The organism is Streptomyces sp. NPDC043746, assembly GCF_056436485.1.
Genome location: NZ_JBWKCM010000042.1, coordinates 8,833 through 29,294, shown reverse-complemented (window position 1 = coordinate 29,294; position 20,462 = coordinate 8,833). Strand labels below are relative to the sequence as shown.

The window sequence follows — 20,462 nt, the reverse complement described above, 5'->3', positions numbered from 1 at the left end:
CTCGTACCCTGCTCGTCGCCCCCCCCCCCCCCCCCCACACCCCCCCCCCCCCCCCCCCCCCCCCCCCCCCCCCCCCCCCCCCCCCCCCCCCCCCGATCCACCTCGCGCCTCGCTCATGGACATGCCATACACGAGTGAACTAGCCTCCATCAGCCATGGACCTGGAACTGCGGCACCTCCGCATCCTGTTGGCGATCGCCGAGGCGGGCAGCCTGACCAGGGCAGCCGCCGCCCTGATGCTGTCCCAGCCGGCCATGACCACACAGCTGCGGCGGATCGAGGCGTCGTTCGGCCAGCCGCTCTTCCAGCGGTCGGCGCGCGGAGTGGTGCCCACCCGGGCCGGTGAACTCGTCATCTCGCACGCCCGTGACGCGGTGGCCAGCGCCGACCGGATCCGCAGCTACCGGCTCCGGCCCGCACCGGGCCCGGAGCCGGTGACGGTCGGCGGCAGTTCGGGCCCGATGCTGAGCCACCTGACGCTCCACCTGCCCGCCGCCCTGAGCAATCCGGTGACCTTCGTCCAGTTCCCGGCCACGGGGGACGCCATGAGCCGCCTCGGGGACCGGTCCATCGACGCGGCGTGCCTGGTGGACCTGGAGGGCTTCGGTACGACACCGGCCGAAGGGGTCGTCGTCGACGTCATCGGCCTCGAACCGATCGTGGTGATCCTCCCGGAAGGGCACGCCCTCGCCGACCAGAACCGGATCGACCTCGCGGGCCTGGCCGACGAGACCTGGCTCCTGCCCCCGCACGACCCCGGCTGCGACGACTACGGGGCGCTGGTCCACGCCTGCGCGGCGGCCGGGTTCGTGCCACGCTTCTCCCCGCACCGGATCGGCGATCTGAGCATCCTGTGCGACCTGGTCGCCCAGGGCGTCGGCCTCACCCTGGCCCAGGGGTCGGCCCGGGCGCGGGAAGGGGTGGTCATGCGGAGACTCGCGGGCGACCCCCTGCTCGGGAGACACCTGCTGGCCCTGCACCGCGAATCGCCCCTCATCACTTTCCGCCCCCTCCTGCTCGGCCTCGTCCGCGACGCCTTCAGCACCCGCTGCGTCAAGCCCGGCTGAGCGGACGGGCCGGAAAGCGGCCACGGTCCGGCCATCCACGCACGTGATGGCCGGTCGACATGAGCACAAGCAGGGGGCAGCCCCGCATACTTCCGACCAGATCGATTTGACAGTCCACCGACAATACGCCATCGACAGCACGGCCATCGACGAAGAGGTCCCCCCCTCCCGGCAGAGAACAGCCCAGCGAAAGGACAGCCATGCCCCGCTCCCAGTGGTTCGCGGCGGTTGGTGCCGCCGCCGCCATCACCATGATCATGGCGCCGACGACCCACGCCGCTCCCGCACCCTCGCAGACCGCACCGGCCCGCGCCGCCGCGGTCACGACCCTCTACTACGACGCCACCCGGGCCCCCGGCTGGGAAGCGGCCATCACCGCCGGGGTCGCCTCGTGGAACGCGAACGTCGCCAACGTGAGGCTGGCCAAGGCGCAGCCCGGCACCCGCGCCGAGATCCAGATCATCGCCACCACCGGCTGGCCGCAGGCGACGCTCGGCCCGGTCCGCCCCGGCGGCCAGGCCCGGGTGGAACTCGGCAGCCTCGCGGTCACCCAGGGACACGACAAGACGCGCATCGCCGCCCACGAGATCGGCCACAACCTGGGCCTGCCGGACACCAAGCCCGGCCCGTGCTCCCAGCTGATGTCGGGCTCCAGCGCCGGGATCAGCTGCAAGAACTCCGTGCCCGACGCGGCCGAGCGGTTCCGCGTCGAGTCCGCGTACGCGGGCCGCGGAGCCGCCTCGCTCACCCCGGCGGACGGACGCGTACTGGTCGACGCGCACTGACCCCCGGGGCAGGGGGAGGCCGGGCGGCGGGGCAGGGCGACCCGCCGCCCGGCCGCATGCCCGTGCCGCCCCCCACCCGTACCCGCACCTGCGCCCGTGTCCGTATCCGTACGCGGTCAGTCTCGGCACCGATGAACACCCGCGCCCCCTCCCCCGTACCCATGGCCGAAGCCATAGCCGTGGACACCGATGAAGGGAATGGCCGCGATGAGCGCAGCGCAGGAGCACCGGATCGTCGAACGCCGCACCGTCGTCCTGGCGGTGGGTGCGGTCGGGGCGGCCGCCGCCCTCACCGCCTGCGGAGGTTCGGACAGTGCAGGCGGTACGGTCCCGGCCGAGCAACCGGGGAGCGGCGGGGCGGGCGGTACCGTCCTGGCGAAGACGGCGGACATCCCGGAGGGCGGCGGCATCGTCCTCCCCGCGCAGAAGGTCGTGGTAACCCAGCCGAGGGCCGGTGAGTTCAAGGCGTTCTCGGCCACGTGCACCCATCAGGGATGCGCGGTCAAGGACGTCACCGACAACGTCATCACCTGCCCCTGCCACAACTCGACGTTCGACGCGGCGACCGGCAGCCCCACCGGCGGACCCGCCACCCAGCCACTGCCGTCGCGGGAGATCTCGGTGGAGGACGGGGCGATCACCCTGGCGTAGCGGCGGGCCGCCCCGTCGGCAGGACCGCTCCGTCGGCAGGGCGCGGTAGTCGCACGACGAGGTCCTCGTCCGCCACTTCGACGGGGCGGCGCGATCCGTACGGTGCTGGAACCGGGGTGCTGGTGGACAGGGGCCGGGCGGCGGCACGAAAGAGACGGGCGTCGCGGTTGGCCCCGCGCCCGAGATGTCACACGACGGGCGGCACGCCTGGCCGCGGCTCGCCCCGCCCACCGTCACGTCGTGGGACTTCCGCGAACTCGCGCCCCCGGGACGGTAGTCGACGCGCAGCCACCAGGGCACTCGACGCGCGCGGCCGTGCGGCGGTCACCCGTCGGCGCCGGCTGCGGAGGCTGCGGACGCCACCCGCTTGGCCGCCGCCCGCAGTGCGTCGACCGCGGCCCGGACGGAGGGGCGCCGGTCGGCGTCCGAGCGCCAGACGGCGTGGATGTGGCGGCGCATGGTCTGCCGCACGGGAACCAGACAGACCCCCTCGGGAACGGGACCCCGACCCAGTCGAGGCGCCACGCAGACGCCGAACCCGGCCGCGATCAGGGCGAGTTGCGTATGGTGCTCACCGGCCAGATGGGAGATGCGCGGCTCGATGCCCCGGGAGCGCAGGGTGAACATGAGCCACTCGTAGCAGAACTCGCCCTCCGGCCAGGAGACCCACTCGTCCTGCGCGAAGTCCTCCAGCTCCACTTCGGCCCGGTCGGCCAGCGGATGGCCGACCGGCATGGCGATGTCCGGCGCGTCGTCGAGGAGTTCGACCTTGGCCAGGCCCCCGGGGACGGGAAGCCGCTTGTTGCTCCAGTCGAGCGCCACGGCCACGTCGACATCGCCGCGCAACACCGCCTGGAGCCCCTGCTCGGGCTCCAACTCCCGCGTTCGCACCTTGAGTTCGGGATGATGGGCACGCAGAGCGGTCAGGGCGGCGGGCAGCAGCCCGCGGGCCGCCGTGGGGAACGCGGAGAGCGTCACCTGTCCGACCACCTCGCCGCGCTGGGCCTCGATGTCGGACTGTGCCAGCTCCACCTGCGACAGGATGCGCGCCGCGTGGTCCGCGAGGAGGCGGCCCGCGTCGGTGAGGCGCACCCCCCGGCCGTTCTTGGCGAGCAACTGCTGTCCGACCTCGCGCTCCAGCTTGGCCATCTGCTGCGAGACCGCCGACGTGGTGACGTGCAGGCCCCCGGCGGCCCCGCTCACCGAGCCGTGCCGGGCAAGGGCGTCCAGGGTACGCAACCGCTCCAGATTCAACATGTCCACTCCAGGTTAGACACATAAGCAACGCTACGCGAACAAGCACAGAAGCTCTCGCTTGCCCTGAGGAGTGCCGTTCGTCGTCGTGGAGCCGTGAGCGCCCCCTACCGGCGGCCCACCGCCGCGTCCCGGGCCCGGGCGTCGGCTTCCTGCCCGGACACGGAGGGCGCGCTCCCCACCACGCCTGAGCCGTCGGCGAGAGCCGCACCCCGCGCGGTGGCGGCCAAGGCCGGACCCCGGACCACAGGACACACGCCCGCCGTCGCGCCTCAGCCGTACGTGACCGGCCGTGCGGGTCCGGCCGCAGCCGCCACCGCGTCCGCCAGCGGGCCGATGTCCGCCGCCGACAGCCGGGAGACGGTGAGCCGCACCGCCTGGGGCGTGCCCATCCGGAAGCGCGCACCGGGGGCCACCGCCCAGCCCGCGTGGAGCAGCCTCGCGATGGCCCCGGTCTCGTCGCTGACGGGCACCCACACGTTCATCCCGCTGCGCCCGTACGCCCTCACCCCGCGCTCGGCCAGGGCGTGGACGAGCGCGTCGCGGCGCTCTCCGTAGGACCGGGCGACGGCGCCGGTGTCGACGGCGCCCGAGGTCCACAGGTGGAGCACGGCTCGCTGGAGCAGCCGGCTGACCCACCCGGGGCCCAGCCGCTGCCGACCCGCCACCCGGTCGACCGTGACCGCGTCCCCGGTGAGCACGGCGACCCGCAGATCCGGGCCGTACGCCTTGGCGGCCGAGCGGACGAAGGCCCAGTGGTCCGTGGTGCCCGCCAGCGGGTGCAGCGGCAGGTCGACGATGGCGTGGCCGTGGTCGTCCTCGATCAGCAGCACGTCCGGGTGGCGGGCGAGCACGGCCCGCAGCTCCCGGGCGCGGCTGGCGCTCACCGAGGCGCCGGTCGGGTTCTGCGCGCGGTCGGTGACGACGATCGCCCGCGCCCCGGCCCGCAGCACCCGCTCCGCATCCGCGGCGACCGGCCCGTCGTCGTCCACCCCGACCGGCACGGCGTGCAGCCCGAGCGCGGGAACGAGGTCGAGCACGCTGCCCCACCCCGGATCCTCCACCGCCACCGTGTCACCGGGCCGCAGATGCGCCGCGAGCACCCGCTCGATGGCGTCGAGGGAACCCGAGGTCACCGCGACGGGCCCCTCGGGCACCCCGTCGGCGTCCATCGCCGTACGCGCGTACGCGGCGAACTCCGGGACCACGGGCGCCTCTCCGTACAGCCCGGGATGCTCCGCGTCGACCGCCGCGGCGACGGCGAGCGCCGGACCGAGCGCGGGCAGCAGCTGCGGATCGGGGTTGCCCGCACCGAGGTCGCGCACGCCCGGCGGCGCCTCGATGCGCAGAGAGCCGCGCGGGGTGCTGGCCGGACGCGGCCGCACCCGGCTCCCCCGGCGGCCCGCCGTCTCGATCACCCCGCGCTCACGCAGCGTCCGATAGGCCGCCGCCACCGTATTGGGGTTGACCTCCAGCCGGGCGGCCAACTCCCGCATCGGGGGCAGCACATGGCCCGGCGGCAGCTCGCCGGAGCCGACCCCTCGCTCCACACTGGCGGCGATGTCCGATGCACGCCGCCCACTGATCCGATACTCTTCTAGCACAAACACTATTATGTACTAGCGCAATAGGATCGGCAAGGGAGGCCACCATGAGGGAACACACCATTGGAGAGACCGCACCGCCCGCCACCGCGGGCCCTCACGACACCGCCCCTTACACCCCCACCGACCGCACGGTACCGACTCGGGCCAAGCAACGCGCCTCCTACGACCGCGAGCTGGTCCACTCGATACTCGACGCGGCCTACCTCTGCCACCTCGGGTTCATCCGCGACGGCGCACCCGTCGTGCTGCCGACCCTGTACGGCCGGGTCGGTGAGCGCCTGTACGTCCACGGGTCGACCGGCTCCCGCCCCCTGCGCGCCGCCCGGGCCGCCGCCGATCCGGGGCTGCCGGTCTGCCTGACCGTCACCCATGTCGACGCCCTGGTGCTGGCCCGGTCCGCCTTCCACCACTCGATCAACTACCGCTCGGTGGTGGTCCACGGCACGGCCACCGCCGTGACCGGCCCCGAGGAGCGGCGCATCGCCCTTGACGCGATCGTGGACCAGGCCGTGCCCGGCCGCTCGCGGGACGCCCGCCCGGCCGACACCAAGGAACTGGCGGCCACGGCGGTGATCCGGCTGGACCTCGACGAGGTCTCGGCGAAGGTCCGCACCGGCGGTCCCAACGACGAGCCGGAGGACCTCGCCCTCCCCCACTGGACCGGCATCGTGCCGCTCACCCGCGGCTACGGGCCCCCGGTCCCCGCGGACGACCTGGACCCGTCCGTCGGCGTACCGGACTACCTCCGCGCGCTCTGACGTCGAGCGCCCGGCCTGACCGGGGAGCGCCGATCAGGAAGGCCGGAGACGGACAGGGCCCGGAGCCTTGAAGCCCGGCTCCGGGCCCTTCCCCGCAGGACCCCCTAGACCGCCACAGCCTCGGCCTCGGCTTCGGCCGCCCGCCTGCGCGTGACCGCCGCCCCCCGCGCCTCGGCCATCGCCAGCCCGGCCACGGCGGTCAGCAGGAGCAGGGTGCCCACGACGGTGGCCGCCGTCAGCCGCTCGCCCAGGACGGTCACCGCGATGACGGCCGCGCTCACCGGTTCCAGGAGCATGATCACGGACACGGTCGCCGAGCGGACGGCGGCCGCGCCCGCGAAGTACAGGGCGTACGCGAGCGCGGTGGGCACCGCCGCCACGTAGACCACCAGCCACAGCACCTGCCCGGTGGCGGCGGTGTACGGCACGAGCCCTTCGACGGCCGCCATGGGCAGCAGCCCCACCGCTCCGACGCCGAACGCCCAGGCGCTGGTGGTCAGCGCGTCACCGCCACCGCCGTCCCGCCCGAGCCACCGGGTGAGCAGGGTGATCGCCGCGTACCCGGCGGCCGACAGCAGCGCGAGCAGCACCCCGGCCGGCACGACCTCGCCGCCCTCACCCCCCAGGACGAGCACCGCCAGACCGGCCAGCGCCCCGGCGACGGCGGCGAGACCGCCCAGGCCGAGGTGTTCGCCGAGCAGCACGCGCGCACCGACGGCGATCAGGACGGGCCCGGCGCCGAGGGTGACGACGGTCCCGACCGCGAGGCCCGTGACGTCCACCGCCGCGAAGTAGGCGCTCTGGAACACGGTCAGCCCCACCCCCGTGCCGAGGATGCGCAGCAGTCGGCGGCTCCGGGGCTCGACCGGCCGGGGCGTACGGCGGGGACGCAGGGCGAGCACCCCGGCCAGCAGGACGAGGCCCCCGGCGCAGCGCCAGAAGGAGAGGGCGAGGGGACCGAGATCGCTGGCCCGGAAGATCAGGGAGGCCGCCGCACCGGCGGTGCCCCAGGCGACTCCGGCGACGACGAGATACAGCAGACTCCGCCCGACGGGCAGAGCGGAAACACCAGGCATGGCCATGTGACTTCTCCAGAGGAAGACAGGGTGGTGGTCGCTCGACTCCGCACGCGGGCAGCGACGGACCGCTCGGGGACTGCCCGAGCCCGGCCTTCGTCAGGAGTGGCCGCCCGCGCTAGGCGGCAGGCGGCGGAAGCACAGTCAGATGCATGGCCGACACACTAATGCGGGGCCCGCCCGGCGGACAACTCGCTCTCGGCGGCCCCCGCCGCCGCTCCCACGCCCGCGGCCACCGGCCCCGCGGGCGGCTTGGGCGTGGCCGACTGGGCGATGAACGCGCCGGTCAGGACCAGGAACCCGCCGATGAGCTGCGGGGCGGAGAGGTGTTCGCCGAGCAGCACCCAGGCCAGCACGGTCGCGATGACCGCTTCCAGGCAGGCGACGACGCCGGCGACCTGCGGGGAGAGCATCCGGACGGAGACGACGCCACTGCCGTAGGCGAGCACGGTCGCGACCAGCACGATCCAGCCGAGCAGCACCCAGGCGGGGACCACGTCACCGTCCATCCCGGCGCTCCCGCCCAGCAGCGACCAGTCCATGCCCCACGGCCGCGCGACGACGGTGAGGACCAGGGCGCCGACGATCAGTCCGAACGCGATGACGCCGAGCGGATGCGGCGGCTCGGCGCGCCGCCCTTCGCCGTCCCGGCCGTCGTGGCTCCCCTGGCCGCCGTGGTCGGAGAGGACGAAGTACCCCACCTGGCAGCAGGCCGCGCCGAGGGCGAGCAACAGCCCGAGGACGTCGAAGCCGAGCCCGGCCCAGACCTCGACGACACAGGCGAGGCCGCCGACCGCCAGTACCACGCCGACGGCGGCCGCCCGGGTGACCGGCCTGCGCTGGACGAACCGGACCCAGCCGAGGACCAGCGCGGGGGCCAGATACTCGACGAGGAGCGCCACCCCGACCGGGATACGGGAGATGGCGGCGAAGTAGCACGCCTGCACACCGGCCACGGCGAAGAGCCCGAACCCGGCGAGCAGGGCGGGCCGCTCCCGGACGAGGTTCCGGTGGCGCCAGGCGACCGGGAGCATGATGAGGGCGGCGCCCGCCACCCGCAGCCACACCACGTGCAGCGGGTCGAGCCCCGCCTCGATCAGCGGCTTGGCGGCCACTCCGGAACCGCCGAACGCGAAGGCCGACAGGAGGGCGAGCCCCAGGCCTGCGCTTCTCCTCTGAGTACCCCGAGACGCGTGCATCGGCACATCATGACAGCACGCGACAGTACCGTCATCTCTGTGACACCTGACGAGACGCGCGCACGCCGCCCCGTCACCCAGGAGCCGCGGCGCGCACCCGCCGCCGCCTCGCGAGCCGCCCCGTCACACCCACCGGGAGGCCTGCGCCGTACGTTCCTCCGCGCGCACCGCCAGCCACCGCGCGTCGACACCGGCCCGGCTCAGTACCTCCACCGCGCGGCATTCCCCGTCGGAGGCCAGGGCGGCGAGGAGGTCGAGTCCCCCGGCCCGCCACTCCCCACGAAGTTCGGCACGGCGCAGTGCCTCCTCCATCGCGGCGACTGCGGGCGGCGACCACCCCTCGGCAGCTGCCGCCGGGTCCCGGACGACGGGAACGGCCCCGGAGTCCTCCACCGCCCCCTGCCAGCGGAGCCCGTAGCCGATGCTGCGCTGCACGAGGTAGCCGAGCACCTTCGCCAGCTGCGGGCCGCCGTCGAAGGCCTCGCGGACCTCCGGGTCGCTCTCGACCAGGGAGTGCAGCAGATGAGCGGTGTCGATCTGCCGGTCGCCGTCCCGCAGCGCGCGCCTGCGCGCACCCGTCACCACCGTGGCCAGTTCGACGGCGAACCCGGCCTGGGGGCTGTCGGGCCCGGTGGGTCCGACGGGGTTCGGGGCGGGCTGTTCAGGGATCCGCGGCGTCCGGTTTTGCACTACTCCACCCCATCAGTCCCGGGGCGCGGAAGCATCGGCAGGGGGACCCATTCACGCGTCCCACCCAAGTCGGGCCCATGGGGACACCCCCTCCTCCTTGCGGATGAGATCACCGCGGGGCGTACAACCACGGCTCTCAGGGGGGCGCGCCGCCTTGCGCCGCGCTCCCCCGGGCAACCGCCATCCCCGCGCACACGTCCCTCACACCACAGGGTGTGACAGCACGCAACGGCACGAGGCAACGGCCGCATCGGCTCCGGGCGGAGGGAACCACGGGTGTTCTGGATGGTCGCACTGCTCGCGCAGGACGGGATGCAGTACGTCTACCGCGTGTACGCACCGGACGACGCCCTCCCCGCCGATCTGTTCTGGGCCGCCTTCCACTGCCACGACGACGGCCCGCACCCGCGCGCGTCGGACTGCTTCGACGCGGCGGAGATCTGGCGGAACCGGCAGCCCCAGCAAATCTGACGGCGTATCGGGAGTGAGTGCCTGAGCCGCTGCCATGGCGTTCCGCGACACCGTTGCACCGTATCCGGACGGACCGGGGGTGGTCGCACGGCCGAGGTCAGCGCGCAGACGCGCATCGAAGCACCGCGGGGAAGGTCTGGGCGCAGCTGACGGACTTCTCGCCGTAGGGGGCGACGGAGGAGGAGTTCACCGGCGCCGACGCCGGGGGCGACGGGGGATGCGGCGACGGCGCCAGGGGCCAGCGACCCCGGATTGGCCTTGGTCCGGGGCCGTGCGGGCCCTCTACGGTCGCCCCATGAGGATTCGCATCGTCGACGCGTTCACCGACCGTCCCTTCTCCGGCAACCCCGCGGGGGTCCTGCTGCTGGAGTCCACCGCCTTCCCCGACACCGAGCGGCTCCAGGAGATCGCCACCGAGGTCAACCTCTCCGAGACGGCCTTCGCCCATCCCCTGCCGCCCGGCGGCGAGGCCGACTGGGCGCTGCGCTGGTTCACCCCGACCACCGAGGTCGACATGTGCGGGCACGCCACGCTCGCCACCGCGCACGTCCTGCACACCACGGGCCGGGCCACCGGCACCGTACGGTTCACCGCGCGCTGCGGGCTCCTCACCGCCACCGCCCACCCGGACGGCGCCCTCACCCTCGACTTCCCCACCTCCCCGCTTCGCGAGGAGGCCGGACCACCGCCCGGTCTCGCGGAGGCGCTGGGTGCGGAGCCGGTCTCGGTCCACGACACCGGTGAGCACATCGGCGACCTGCTCGTCGAGGTGCGCGACGAGGCCACCGTACGGGGACTCGCCCCGGACTTCGCCGCCCTCGTCTCCCACTCGCGGCGCGGCGTCATCGCCACGGCCGCCGCCGAGGACCCGGCCCGTGGCTACGACTACGTCTCGCGCGGTTTCTTCCCCGGCGTCGGCATCGACGAGGACCCGGTGACCGGCAGCGCCCACACCGCGCTGGCCCCGTTCTGGTCGGCCCGGTTGGGCCGGGACGATCTCACCGGGCTGCAGGCGTCCGCCCGCTCCGGCCTCGTGCGCACCGCTCTGCGCGGTGAGCGCACCCTGCTCACCGGCAACGCGGTCACCGTGATCGACGGCGAACTGCTGACCACTCTCTGAGCCCTCGGTCAGGCCGCCCCTACGGCGTCGGCAGCCAGTCCACCTTCCCCGCGAGCAGCGCGTACCCGACGAACGCCCCGATGTCGAGCAGCGTATGGGCGACCACCAGCGGCCCCACCCGCCCCCAGCGCCGGTACAGCAGGACGAAGACGACGCCCATCACCATGTTGCCGATGAAGCCGCCGATGCCCTGGTAGAGGTGGTACGAGCCGCGGAGCACGGAGCTGGCCACCAGCGAGGCCATCGGGGTCCAGCCGAGCTGGTCCAGCCTCCGCAGCAGATACGCGACGACGATCACCTCTTCCACCACGGAGTTCTCCGCCGCCGAAAGGATGAGGACGGGGAACTTCCACCAGACGTCGGGCAGCGACTCCGGTACGACGGTGAGGTTGAAGCCGCTCGCCCGGGCGACCAGGTAGAAGGCGAGCCCGGCGCTGCCGATGCCGGCCGCGACCAGCGTCCCGCGGCCGAGGTCGGACCACGGCCTGGTCCGGTCGAACCCGATGGTCCGCAGCCCCGCCCCCTCCCGGATCAGCAGATGCGCCACCAGGGCGACCGGCACCAGGGCCGTCGCGATCCCGAACATCTGCCACGCCAGATCAAGCCAGGGACGGCCCGGTGCGTAGGAACCGTTGAGCGTCGCCGCCTGGTCCTTCAACCCTCCCGGTTTCGTCAGTGATCCGACGAAACTGATGAGCGAGGACACGGCACTCGCGCCCAGGGAGAGGGCGAGAACCAGCACCGTCTCCGCCCGCAGGATCCCTCGCGAATCGCCCACTTGGGGATAGGAATCAGCCACGCGCCCCACCTTCACCGGTCCACCTGCCTTCTGTCCCGCCGTCGCGTCCCATCCCGCCCACCGTCCTGCCAGGGTCTCGAACGCAGGCACGAAGATCATGCGCGACAGGCCGAGGGGGCGACCACCATCACCGATGGTGGTCGCCCCCCTTCTCCTTGCCACCGTTCGCCGTTCGCCCTCAGGGGGCTCCACCGACTTGGGACGTCACAGCTTGCCGGACGCCTCCGCGCCGGAGGAACGCGGGGGGGGGGCGTCTCCACGGCACAGGCGTCGCACGATCGCCGACGCCACGCCCACCGCCGGTCCCGGGCGGCCCTGCGCTTCATGGCCCTGCTCAACGACAAGAGCGCGCGTGCGGTGTTCGCCCGGTACGGGTTTCCGCCCGGCGGACGGGTCCGACCACCGGAAGCCGATGCCCCGGCCGGCCGGCCGACCCGGCCCGGGGCGGCTCGACCCACCGGGTGCGGGAACACGCCTCCGGCAGAGGACCCGCCCCGCCGCCCACGCTCAGGGCGCCGGGAACCCCACCGGCCAGGTGTGCACCGGTTCCCCCGCGTGCATCAGCTCGGCATAGCGTCGAGTGGTCGCCGCCAGGGCCGCGTCCCGGCCGAGCCCCGCCTCCAGCGCCCGGCGGTAGGTGGCGACCTGCCAGGAAGCCCCGTTGACCCGCCGCTTGCACCGCTCCTCGATGACCCCGAGGTAGCGGTCCCGGTCGGCGGGTTCGATCTGCCAGGCGTCGAGCCCGGCCGCGGCGAGCGGCAGCAGCTCCTCGCGTACGAGCTGTACGGCGGGGATCCTGGCCAGCCCGCCGACGCGGCCGGGGCGCGGCCAGAGCAGCTCGGCCTCGATGCCGTGGCGGCAGGCCTCGGTGAAGTTCTCCGCGGCGGCCTCGAACGGCAGCTTGCTCCACACCGGCCGGGGCTCCTCGGCGAGCGCCCGTACGAGCCCGTAGTAGAAGGCGGAGTTGGCGATCACGTCGGTGACGGTGGGGCCCGCCGGTAGCACCCGGTTCTCCACCCGCAGGTGCGGGACGCCGTCGACCTTCCCGTACACCGGGCGGTTCCAGCGGTAGACCGTGCCGTTGTGGAGGACCAGCTCGGCCAGCTCCGGCACCCCGCCCTCGTCCAGGACCCGCAGCGGCTCCTCGTCGTCGCAGATCGGCAGCAGCGGCGGGAAGTAGCGCAGGTTCTCCTCGAACAGCTCGTAGGCGGAGGTGATCCACCGCTCCCCGAACCAGGTCCGAGGCCGCACTCCCTGGTTGGCCAGCTCCGGCGGCCGTACGTCGGTTGCCTGCTGGAACAGCGGGGGCCGCGACTCGCGCCACAGCTCCTTGCCGAAGAGGAAGGGGGCGTTGGCGCCCAGCGCGATCTGCACGGCGGCGACCGCCTGGGCGGCGTTCCACACGTCCGCGAATCGGGCCGGTGTCACCTGGAGGTGCAACTGCACGGAGGTACAGGCCGATTCGGGGGCGATCGAGGGCGAGGAGCAGACCAGGTGCTCGACTCCTTCGATATCCAGGGCGAAATCCTCCCCCCGGGCGGCCGCCATTTGATCGTTGAGCAGGGTGTAGCGGTCCACGGCGGAGAGATTGGCCGAGACCACGTCGTGCTCACCGAGCGTGGGCAGGATTCCGATCATGACGATCCCCGCGTCCACCTCACCGGCCTTGCGGTGCGCGTAGGCGAGACCCGTCCGAAGCTCCTCCGAGAGCTGGTCGAATACCCGGCCGCCGAGCCGGTGCGGAACGATGTTCACTTCCAGATTGAACATCCCGAGTTCGGTCTGGAAATCCCGGCTGGCGATGCGCTGGAGCACTTCCTGATTCATCATGCGCGGCAGACCGTCGGTGCCCGCGAGATTCAGCTCTATCTCCAGCCCCATCAGGTTGCGGGGACGGTCGAACCTCCGCTCCGCCAGGAGTCTGCCCAGCCCCTCCAGGCACTGGTTGAGCTTGGTGCGGTACGCCTGCCGATCGGACAGGTCAACGGTGCCCGCCACGACCTTCTCCCCCATCGAGGGGTCCCTCCTCCAGTGGTCGGCCCGCCGACCGGGCCGCTCGCATCACGATCGATAATGCCCAGCGGGAGTGATCCGTAACGCCCCACGCGCCACCGGAAACCCGCTAGGCTGAGTGAAGGAGACCTCGGGCACATTCCGATGGCACGCGCCGGATGGCATTTCCCTCCGGAAAGCGCACGGAGGAAACACCGGCGACTTTCGGCCTACCGCTCCACCGGAAAATGCCCAGGCAGGGGCTGGAACCGGCCGCGCAAATCGCCAGGAAAACCACTTTGTGAAGTCCGGATGCCACCTTGCGCGAAATATCCCACACGGCTAGCGGAAACGCTGAGTGAACACCCGTCGTATAAACTCCGCCTGACGAGGCAGAGAGTTGACGCAACCGGCCCGTCATCGGCCTCATCCGGCCCCGCATGCCGACAGCGCCGTCTGCACCCGCCCCGTATCACCGTGTCTCCGAAGTGAGAGGCGACCCACCATGCCGCTGCATGTCCCCTCGGCTCCCGCGCCCGCCCTGCGCAGCGTGTCCGCGGCCCTCGGTTCTCCCACCGCGGTCCGCCAGGCCCGCACCTCCGCCCTCCGGTCCGTCCAGGGACCGCTGAGCCCCGAACTGCCCCTGCCCGTCCATGTCCTGGAACGGATCGCCCCGACCGGGGCCGTGCCCCGGACCCGCCTCGCGGCCTGGCGCTTCCTGATCCGGAGCGAGGGCCGCGCGATCGCCGCCGCGGACACCATGCTCACTCCGGACGGCTGGAGCTTCTCGCACTTCTTCGAGGGCCCCTACCTCGCCTCGACGGAGCTGGCGGTCCGCCAGGCGGACGCCTCGTCCACCGCGTACCAGGCGAGACTTCTCTCCATCCCCGAGCTGTACATGCTCACCCTCTGGCTGCACGACGACCCCGCGGACGACGCCTCCACCGGGGTGCTCGCCCCGGCCGACGTCCTGGTGCCGCTGGCGCCGGCGCCGCCGGGCATCGCCGCGCACCGGCCGCACCGGGTCGCGGATCTGCTGCCCGTCATGACCCTGCGCGTGGGCCCGGGGCCGCTGCTCAGCTCCGCCTGACCGACGGCCGAGGAGGACACCGCCCCCGTGGTGGCCGCCCGATGACGGGACGGTCCACAGCGGGGGCCTTCCCCTACCCACTCGGACTAGCCCTATCCGGCCACCCCGAACCACCCGAAGTGACAGTGCAGTTGCGGTGAACCGTCCGCGCGGGTGACGCGTCATGGGAGGAGTAAGGGAGCCGGAGCGAAATGCCTGCGGAATCATCCCCGTGGGGCAACACTGGGACCGGACCGACTGATACGGGGGCGGCCATGAACCTCTCATCCAGCCGCAGGACACTCGACTCGACGCAGCGAAAGAACGCAGCCATGTGCCAACACCAGCCACTCTGCCCCACCGCCGACTCCCCCGACCGGGAGGCGGCCCGCCTGACGGCCCACCATCCGGAGCAGGGGTGGAGCCTTCTGTGCAACGGCGTCCTGCTCTTCGAGGACACCGGCGAGCTGCTGCCCGACGGGCAGGTCATCGCACCGCACCGGCCGCCGGCGACGGCCGGCGTGGTGAAGGCCGCCTGAGTACGGCCGTACGGACGAAGCGGTAGGAACGAAGCGGTACGTGCGGAGCAGCACGAACCACGCAGTCCGGAGAAGGCTGTACGGAGAAGGGGCCGGCCCGGGGGAACCCCCCGCACCGGCCCCGACGCATGTCAGCGGTCCACCCCGGAGGGTCAGCCGTCGTACTCCTCCAGCGGCGGGCAGGAGCAGACCAGGTTCCGGTCACCGAAGGCACCGTCGATGCGGCGCACCGGCGGCCAGTACTTGTCGGCGGCCGAGACCCCGGCCGGGAAGACGGCCTCCTCGCGGCTGTAGCCGTGCGCCCAGTCGCCACCGAGCGCGGCCGCGGTGTGCGGGGCGTTGGCCAGCGGGTTGTCGTCCGCGCTCCACTCGCCGGAGGCGACCTTCTCGATCTCGGCGCGGATCGCGATCATGGTGTCGCAGAACCGGTCCAGCTCCGCGAGGTCCTCGCTCTCGGTCGGCTCGATCATCAGCGTGCCGGCCACCGGGAACGACATGGTCGGCGAGTGGAAGCCGTAGTCGATCAGGCGCTTGGCGACGTCGTCGATGGAGACGCCGGTGGCCTTGGAGATCGGACGCAGGTCCACGATGCACTCGTGCGCGACCAGCCCGGCCGGGCCCGTGTAGAGGATCGGGTAGTGCGGCTCCAGACGCTTGGCGATGTAGTTGGCGGCCAGCACGGCGACCTGCGTGGCGCGCTTGAGCCCCTCGCCGCCCATCAGCCGGACGTACGCCCACGAGATCGGCAGGATGCCCGCCGAGCCCCACGGGGCGGCCGAGATCGGGCCCACACCGGTCTCCGGGCCCGCACCGGGCTGGAGCGGGTGGTTGGGGAGGTACGGGGCGAGGTGGGCGCGGACGCCGACCGGGCCGACGCCGGGACCGCCGCCGCCGTGCGGGATGCAGAACGTCTTGTGCAGGTTCAGGTGGGAGACGTCCCCGCCGAACTTGCCGGGCTTGGCGAGCCCGACCAGCGCGTTGAGGTTGGCGCCGTCCACGTAGACCTGGCCGCCCGCGTCGTGCACCTCGCCGCAGATGTCGGCGACGTGCTCCTCGAAGACCCCGTGCGTGGAGGGGTAGGTGATCATGAGGACGGCCAGCTCGTCGCGGTACTGCTCGATCTTGGCGCGCAGGTCCGCGACATCGACCTCGCCGTCGTCGGCGGTCTTCACCACGACGACCTTCATGCCCGCCATGACCGCGCTGGCGGCGTTGGTGCCGTGCGCGGAGGAGGGGATCAGGCAGACGGTGCGCTGGTCGTCGCCGTTGGCCCGGTGGTACGCGCGCACGGCGAGCAGGCCCGCGAACTCGCCCTGGGAGCCGGCGTTGGGCTGGATGGAGACGGCGTCGTAGCCGGTGACCTCGGCCAGGCGCTCCTCCAGCTCACGGATGAGCGTGAGGAAGCCCTGCGCCTGCTCGGCCGGGGCGAAGGGGTGCAGCGCGCCGAACTCGGGCCAGGTGATGGACTCCATCTCGGCGGTCGCGTTCAGCTTCATGGTGCACGAGCCGAGCGGGATCATGCCCCGGTCCAGCGCGTAGTCGCGGTCCGCGAGCCTGCGCAGGTAGCGCAGCATCGCGGTCTCGGAGCGGTGCTGGTGGAAGACCGGGTGGGTCAGGATGTCGTCGGAGCGCAGCAGCGCCTCGGGCAGCGCGTCGGCGGCCGAGCCGTCCAGTGCCTCGATGTCCCCGTCGGCGCCGAAGGCGGCCCACACGGCGGCGACCTGGGCGCGGGTGGTGGTCTCGTCGCAGGCGATGGAGACGTGGTCGGCGTCGACCCGGCGGAGGTTGACCCCGCGCTCGCGGGCGTCCGCGACGATGTCGGCGGCCTTGCCGGGCACACGCACGGTCAGGGTGTCGAAGAAGGAGCCGTGCACGACCTGCGCACCGGCGGCGCGCAGCCCCTCGGCGAGGATCGTGGCGTAGCGGTGGGTGCGGCGGGCGATCGTGCGCAGTCCGTCGGGGCCGTGGTAGACGGCGTACATCCCGGCCATGACGGCCAGCAGCACCTGTGCCGTACAGATGTTGCTGGTGGCCTTCTCGCGGCGGATGTGCTGCTCGCGGGTCTGGAGGGCCAGACGGTAGGCCTTGTTGCCGTCGGCGTCGACGGAGACGCCGACCAGGCGGCCGGGCAGGGAGCGGGCGAACTTCTCGCGGACGGCCATGAAGCCGGCGTGCGGGCCGCCGAAGCCCATCGGGACACCGAAGCGCTGGGTGGTGCCGACCGCGATGTCGGCGCCGAGGGCGCCGGGCGAGGTGAGCAGGGTGAGGGCCAGCAGGTCGGCGGCGACGGTGACGATCGCGCCCAGCTCGTGGGCCTGCTCGATGACGGGCTCGATCGCACGGACGGCCCCGGAGGCGCCCGGGTACTGGAGCAGCACGCCGAAGACACCGCGCTCGGCGATCTCGGCGGGGATGCCCTCGCTGAGGTCCGCGACGACGACCTCGACCCCGGTGGGCTCTGCGCGGGTCCGGATCACGGCGACGGTCTGGGGCAGGGTGTCGGCGTCGATCAGGAAGACGCCGTTCTTGACCTTGCCGACGCGGCGGGAGAGCGCCATGGCCTCGGCGGCGGCGGTGCCCTCGTCGAGCAGCGAGGCGCCGGACGTCGGCAGCCCGGTGAGGTCCGCGACCATCGTCTGGAAGTTGAGCAGGGCCTCCAGGCGGCCCTGGGAGATCTCCGGCTGGTACGGCGTGTAGGCCGTGTACCACGCGGGGTTCTCCATGACGTTGCGCAGGATGACCGGCGGCGTGAAGGTGCCGTAGTAGCCGAGGCCGATCATCGGGGCGAGGACCTTGTTGCGGTCGGCCAGCGAGCGCAGCTCGGCCAGCACCTCCGCCTCGGTGCGGGCCGAGGGAAGGTCCAGGGCCTCCGCACTCTTGATCACATCGGGCACCGCGGCGGCGGTCAGCTCGTCGAGGGAGCCGTAGCCGACCTGGGCGAGCATCTTCGCCTGGGCCTCGGCGTCGGGCCCTATGTGGCGCTGCTCGAACGGAATGCCCTGCTCCAGCTGGGAGAGCGGAGTGCGACGGGGGGTCATGGTGGAGGCCTCCTGGTCTGTCACGACCTGCGAGGGGCACCACGGCGCGGGTGCCCGGACGGCCTCCCCCTCTGTCATCTCAACCTGAGAGCTTCACCGGCCCGCCCGGGGGCGTGCCGACTTTCACCGTCGGTGAGGGTCGAGTCCGTCCCGGCCTGCGCCCGCACGAACCCGCCCTGCTTTCCAGAGTGACCTCGTCCGCGCGGTACGGGGGCCTGAGAGATTCCGGGGAGGATTTGCTCCTTCGGCGCCTCCGGATTCTGCACCGGAGGACTCTCCCGCACGGGGTCAGCAGCCACTTGCCAGCCTACCAGCGGCCATCCCCGCGGAGTCCTCGAGTGGCCGACGCCACGGATCTGCACTTGTCTGGTCCTGGTGGAGCGAGAGGGGCCCCGGGGAATGACCGGGGACCGCCCTTGAGCAGTCGCGACCAGTGGGAGGCACCGTGCAGACCGATATCGATCCGCGCCGCCTGATCGGCCGCAAGGCGTTCGATCGCAAGGGCACCAAGATCGGGACGGTGGACGAGGTCTACCTCGACGACGCCACCGGGGTGCCCGAGTGGGCGGCCGTGCGCACCGGCCTCTTCAGCCGGGACGCCTTCGTCCCACTGGAGCCCAGCGAGTTCGTCGAGGACACCCTGCGGGTCCCCTTCGACCGCGCGCTGATCAAGGGGGCACCGGACTTCGGCGTCGGCCGGCACCTCTCCCCTGAGCAGGAACTCCAGCTCTACCGGCACTACGGTCTGGACTCCTCCCCGGCCGCGGAGACCGGTCCCGACCGCGACTTCGGCAGGCTGGCCGGCCAGGAGGAGTAGTCGACCGGGTCGCGGACCAGTGGCAGCGGGTCGGCCGGGGTCAGCTCCGGGTCGTCGATCCGGAAGGTGAGGACGCGGCCGACCGGCCCGCCCGGCTCCTCGAACCGCACCGTCACCCGCCCCACCCCGCTCCCCTGCACCCAGCCGTGCCCGTGCGCCGCGTGGTGCACGTCGTGTCCGGCGGGCCAGCGCCGGGCGGCGAGCTGCTCGGTGCTCTCGGGCTCCTCCTCGGCGACGGGCCCGGCCCCTTCCGCACGGCCGTCGGGGGCCCGCCCTTCCGGCTCCCGCGCCCGCTCGGCCAGCTCCCGGGCACCCGCGGCCTGCGCGAACAGGTCCTCCTGGGTGAAGTCCGCGAGCCCCGTGACGCCCACACCGAGCAGCCGTACGCCCCCGGTGGTGTCGACGGCCTCCAGCAGCCGTGCGGCCGCCTCACGCACCACCGTGGGGTCGTCCGTGGGGCCTCGGAGGGTCTCGGAGCGGGTCAGGGTGGAGAAGTCGTACCGGCGGACCTTGAGCACCACCGTGCGCCCCGACCGGTCGGCGGCCCGCAGCCGCTCCACACACCGCACGGCCAGCCGCTCCACCTCCGCGCGCACCCGCACCCGGTCGTGCAGGTCCACGTCGAAGGTGTCCTCGACCGATACGGACTTGGCGTCGCGCTCGGCGACCACCGGCCGGTCGTCGAGCCCGAGCGCCATCCGGTAGAGCCCGTGGCCGTGCGCCTTGCCGACCAGCCGGACGAGCTCGTCCTCGCCCGCCTCCGCCAGGTCGTGGACCGTGGTCATCCCGGCGCGCCGGAGGTGGTCCCCGGTGGCCGGCCCGACGCCGGGCAGCGTCCGTACCGGCATGGGGGCCAGCAGCTCGCGCTCGGTGCCGGGCTCTATGAGCACCAGCCCGTCCGGCTTGGCCTGCTCGGAGGCGATCTTGGCGAGCATCTTGGAGCCGGCGAGCCCGACCGATCCGCTCAGCCCGGTCACCGCCCGGATGGCGGTGCGCAGCCGCTCGCCGGTCCTGCGGGCCGAGGCCGAGTCGTCCGCGGCCCCGCCCGCCTCCAGGTCGACGAAGGCCTCGTCCAGGCTCAGCGGCTCCACCAGCGGCGAGAGTCGCCCCAGCAGCTCCATGACCTGCTCGCTCACCGTCCGGTACAACTGGAAACGGGGCACCAGATAGGCGGCGTTCGGTGCCAGCCGCCTCGCCTGGGCCGTCGGCATCGCGGAGTGGACGCCGAGGACCCGTGCCTCGTACGAGGCGGTGGCGACCACCCCGCGTGGTCCCAGGCCCCCCACGACGACGGCCTTCCCGCGCAGGCTGGGCTTGGCCGCCTGCTCCGCCGAGGCGTAGAAGGCGTCCATGTCCAGGTGGAGGATGGTCGGCGCGGGTCTCACCTCTCCGATGCTGCCCTACGCCACTGACAACGGGGCGGGGGGGGGGGGGGGGGGGGGGGGGGGGGCGGGGAGCGTACGTCGGCGGCGATCTCGTCTACTTCCCCTTTGTCCTGTGCTGTTTCGGAGCAGCTGCTCTACGTTGTGT

The 20,462-nt window shown here is 73.0% G+C and carries 18 protein-coding genes, 1 pseudogene and 2 riboswitches; of the genes and pseudogenes, 9 read left to right on the top strand and 10 right to left on the bottom strand.

From position 1 onward, the window contains the following. The first annotated feature begins 155 nt into the window (after positions 1-155). From AC0682_RS29515 to AC0682_RS29505, 3 genes are all read left to right on the top strand, one after another. Positions 156-1,067, top strand: a complete 912-nt coding sequence (locus AC0682_RS29515; protein WP_478536229.1) for a LysR family transcriptional regulator — start codon at positions 156-158, stop codon at positions 1,065-1,067. Between the two features lie 200 nt (positions 1,068-1,267). Next, positions 1,268-1,852 carry a snapalysin family zinc-dependent metalloprotease gene (locus tag AC0682_RS29510; RefSeq protein ID WP_478536227.1) on the top strand — a complete coding sequence of 195 codons (585 nt, stop codon included), beginning with the start codon at positions 1,268-1,270 and terminating at the stop codon, positions 1,850-1,852. Positions 1,853-2,059: 207 nt separating this feature from the next. After that, positions 2,060-2,503, top strand: coding sequence for a Rieske (2Fe-2S) protein (locus tag AC0682_RS29505; RefSeq protein WP_478536226.1), 444 nt, complete (start codon positions 2,060-2,062; stop codon positions 2,501-2,503). 49 nt (positions 2,504-2,552) lie between these two features. On the opposite strand, the pseudogene AC0682_RS29500 reads toward AC0682_RS29505, so the two are convergent. From AC0682_RS29500 to AC0682_RS29490, 3 genes and pseudogenes are all read right to left on the bottom strand, one after another. Continuing rightward, positions 2,553-2,684: pseudogene (locus AC0682_RS29500) on the bottom strand (cysteine hydrolase); the annotation flags it as partial. Positions 2,685-2,827: 143 nt separating this feature from the next. After that, positions 2,828-3,760, bottom strand: coding sequence for a LysR family transcriptional regulator (locus AC0682_RS29495; protein WP_478536225.1), 933 nt, complete (start codon positions 3,758-3,760; stop codon positions 2,828-2,830). Positions 3,761-4,029: 269 nt separating this feature from the next. Next, positions 4,030-5,361, bottom strand: a complete 1,332-nt coding sequence (locus AC0682_RS29490) for an aminotransferase class I/II-fold pyridoxal phosphate-dependent enzyme (protein ID WP_478536223.1) — start codon at positions 5,359-5,361, stop codon at positions 4,030-4,032. Positions 5,362-5,423: 62 nt separating this feature from the next. On the opposite strand from AC0682_RS29490, the gene AC0682_RS29485 reads away from it, so the two are divergent. Continuing rightward, on the top strand, positions 5,424-6,122 hold the full coding sequence (locus AC0682_RS29485; protein WP_478536241.1) for a pyridoxamine 5'-phosphate oxidase family protein: 699 nt from the start codon (positions 5,424-5,426) through the stop codon (positions 6,120-6,122). A gap of 104 nt (positions 6,123-6,226) precedes the next feature. On the opposite strand, the gene AC0682_RS29480 is transcribed toward AC0682_RS29485, so the two are convergent. The 3 genes from AC0682_RS29480 to AC0682_RS29470 form a co-directional block, all read right to left on the bottom strand. Next, positions 6,227-7,204, bottom strand: coding sequence for an EamA family transporter (locus AC0682_RS29480; RefSeq protein ID WP_478536222.1), 978 nt, complete (start codon positions 7,202-7,204; stop codon positions 6,227-6,229). A 158-nt stretch (positions 7,205-7,362) separates the two neighbouring features. Beyond that, the gene (locus AC0682_RS29475) at positions 7,363-8,397 is read right to left on the bottom strand and encodes an EamA family transporter (RefSeq protein ID WP_478536221.1); all 1,035 of its coding nucleotides are present in this window, start codon (positions 8,395-8,397) and stop codon (positions 7,363-7,365) included. Positions 8,398-8,520: 123 nt separating this feature from the next. Next, positions 8,521-9,087: a peptidase gene (locus AC0682_RS29470; RefSeq protein ID WP_478536219.1), complete on the bottom strand. Its 567-nt coding sequence runs from the start codon at positions 9,085-9,087 to the stop codon at positions 8,521-8,523. A gap of 276 nt (positions 9,088-9,363) precedes the next feature. Here AC0682_RS29470 and AC0682_RS29465 point away from each other — a divergent pair, with 276 nt between their 5' ends. After that, the gene (locus AC0682_RS29465) at positions 9,364-9,558 is read left to right on the top strand and encodes a hypothetical protein (RefSeq protein WP_478536217.1); all 195 of its coding nucleotides are present in this window, start codon (positions 9,364-9,366) and stop codon (positions 9,556-9,558) included. Positions 9,559-9,853: 295 nt separating this feature from the next. Beyond that, complete coding sequence (locus AC0682_RS29460; protein ID WP_478536216.1) at positions 9,854-10,678, top strand: PhzF family phenazine biosynthesis protein; 825 nt, start codon at positions 9,854-9,856, stop codon at positions 10,676-10,678. Between the two features lie 19 nt (positions 10,679-10,697). Here the strand turns inward: AC0682_RS29460 and AC0682_RS29455 are convergent, their stop codons facing one another. Beyond that, the gene (locus AC0682_RS29455; RefSeq protein WP_478536215.1) at positions 10,698-11,477 is read right to left on the bottom strand and encodes a CPBP family intramembrane glutamic endopeptidase; all 780 of its coding nucleotides are present in this window, start codon (positions 11,475-11,477) and stop codon (positions 10,698-10,700) included. 507 nt (positions 11,478-11,984) lie between these two features. After that, the gene (locus tag AC0682_RS29450; RefSeq protein WP_478536214.1) at positions 11,985-13,490 is read right to left on the bottom strand and encodes a glutamate-cysteine ligase family protein; all 1,506 of its coding nucleotides are present in this window, start codon (positions 13,488-13,490) and stop codon (positions 11,985-11,987) included. A gap of 484 nt (positions 13,491-13,974) precedes the next feature. Here AC0682_RS29450 and AC0682_RS29445 point away from each other — a divergent pair, with 484 nt between their 5' ends. Continuing rightward, positions 13,975-14,559: a hypothetical protein gene (locus tag AC0682_RS29445; protein ID WP_478536213.1), complete on the top strand. Its 585-nt coding sequence runs from the start codon at positions 13,975-13,977 to the stop codon at positions 14,557-14,559. Positions 14,560-14,870: 311 nt separating this feature from the next. Next, positions 14,871-15,077, top strand: a complete 207-nt coding sequence (locus AC0682_RS29440; RefSeq protein ID WP_302885885.1) for a DUF5999 family protein — start codon at positions 14,871-14,873, stop codon at positions 15,075-15,077. 152 nt (positions 15,078-15,229) lie between these two features. Here AC0682_RS29440 and gcvP read toward each other — a convergent pair whose 3' ends face one another. Then, positions 15,230-18,115 (bottom strand): aminomethyl-transferring glycine dehydrogenase, encoded by a 2,886-nt coding sequence (gcvP, locus tag AC0682_RS29435; RefSeq protein ID WP_478536211.1) that lies wholly within the window; start codon positions 18,113-18,115, stop codon positions 15,230-15,232. Between the two features lie 64 nt (positions 18,116-18,179). Then, positions 18,180-18,307: riboswitch (glycine riboswitch) on the bottom strand. 1 nt (position 18,308) lies between these two features. Next, a riboswitch (glycine riboswitch) is annotated at positions 18,309-18,406 on the bottom strand. Positions 18,407-18,560: 154 nt separating this feature from the next. Between gcvP and AC0682_RS29430 the strand changes: the two genes are divergently transcribed. Then, positions 18,561-18,932, top strand: coding sequence for a PRC-barrel domain-containing protein (locus AC0682_RS29430; RefSeq protein WP_478536209.1), 372 nt, complete (start codon positions 18,561-18,563; stop codon positions 18,930-18,932). On the opposite strand, the gene AC0682_RS29425 is transcribed toward AC0682_RS29430, so the two are convergent. After that, complete coding sequence (locus AC0682_RS29425) at positions 18,854-20,317, bottom strand: DNA polymerase IV (RefSeq protein ID WP_478536208.1); 1,464 nt, start codon at positions 20,315-20,317, stop codon at positions 18,854-18,856. The two genes, AC0682_RS29430 and AC0682_RS29425, sit on opposite strands and share 79 nt — an antisense overlap. Between the last annotated feature and the right edge of the window lie 145 nt (positions 20,318-20,462).

Excerpts from the sequence above, each read along its gene's own strand:
- AC0682_RS29515 (WP_478536229.1), top strand. The coding sequence starts at position 156 with ATGGACCTGGAACTGCGGCACCTCCGCATCCTGTTGGCGATCGCCGAG.
- AC0682_RS29510 (WP_478536227.1), top strand. The coding sequence starts at position 1,268 with ATGCCCCGCTCCCAGTGGTTCGCGGCGGTTGGTGCCGCCGCCGCCATC.
- AC0682_RS29505 (WP_478536226.1), top strand. The coding sequence starts at position 2,060 with ATGAGCGCAGCGCAGGAGCACCGGATCGTCGAACGCCGCACCGTCGTC.
- AC0682_RS29495 (WP_478536225.1), bottom strand. The coding sequence starts at position 3,760 with ATGTTGAATCTGGAGCGGTTGCGTACCCTGGACGCCCTTGCCCGGCAC.
- AC0682_RS29480 (WP_478536222.1), bottom strand. The coding sequence starts at position 7,204 with ATGGCCATGCCTGGTGTTTCCGCTCTGCCCGTCGGGCGGAGTCTGCTG.
- AC0682_RS29475 (WP_478536221.1), bottom strand. The coding sequence starts at position 8,397 with ATGCACGCGTCTCGGGGTACTCAGAGGAGAAGCGCAGGCCTGGGGCTC.
- AC0682_RS29460 (WP_478536216.1), top strand. The coding sequence starts at position 9,854 with ATGAGGATTCGCATCGTCGACGCGTTCACCGACCGTCCCTTCTCCGGC.
- AC0682_RS29450 (WP_478536214.1), bottom strand. The coding sequence starts at position 13,490 with ATGGGGGAGAAGGTCGTGGCGGGCACCGTTGACCTGTCCGATCGGCAG.
- AC0682_RS29445 (WP_478536213.1), top strand. The coding sequence starts at position 13,975 with ATGCCGCTGCATGTCCCCTCGGCTCCCGCGCCCGCCCTGCGCAGCGTG.
- AC0682_RS29440 (WP_302885885.1), top strand. The coding sequence starts at position 14,871 with ATGTGCCAACACCAGCCACTCTGCCCCACCGCCGACTCCCCCGACCGG.
- gcvP (WP_478536211.1), bottom strand. The coding sequence starts at position 18,115 with ATGACCCCCCGTCGCACTCCGCTCTCCCAGCTGGAGCAGGGCATTCCG.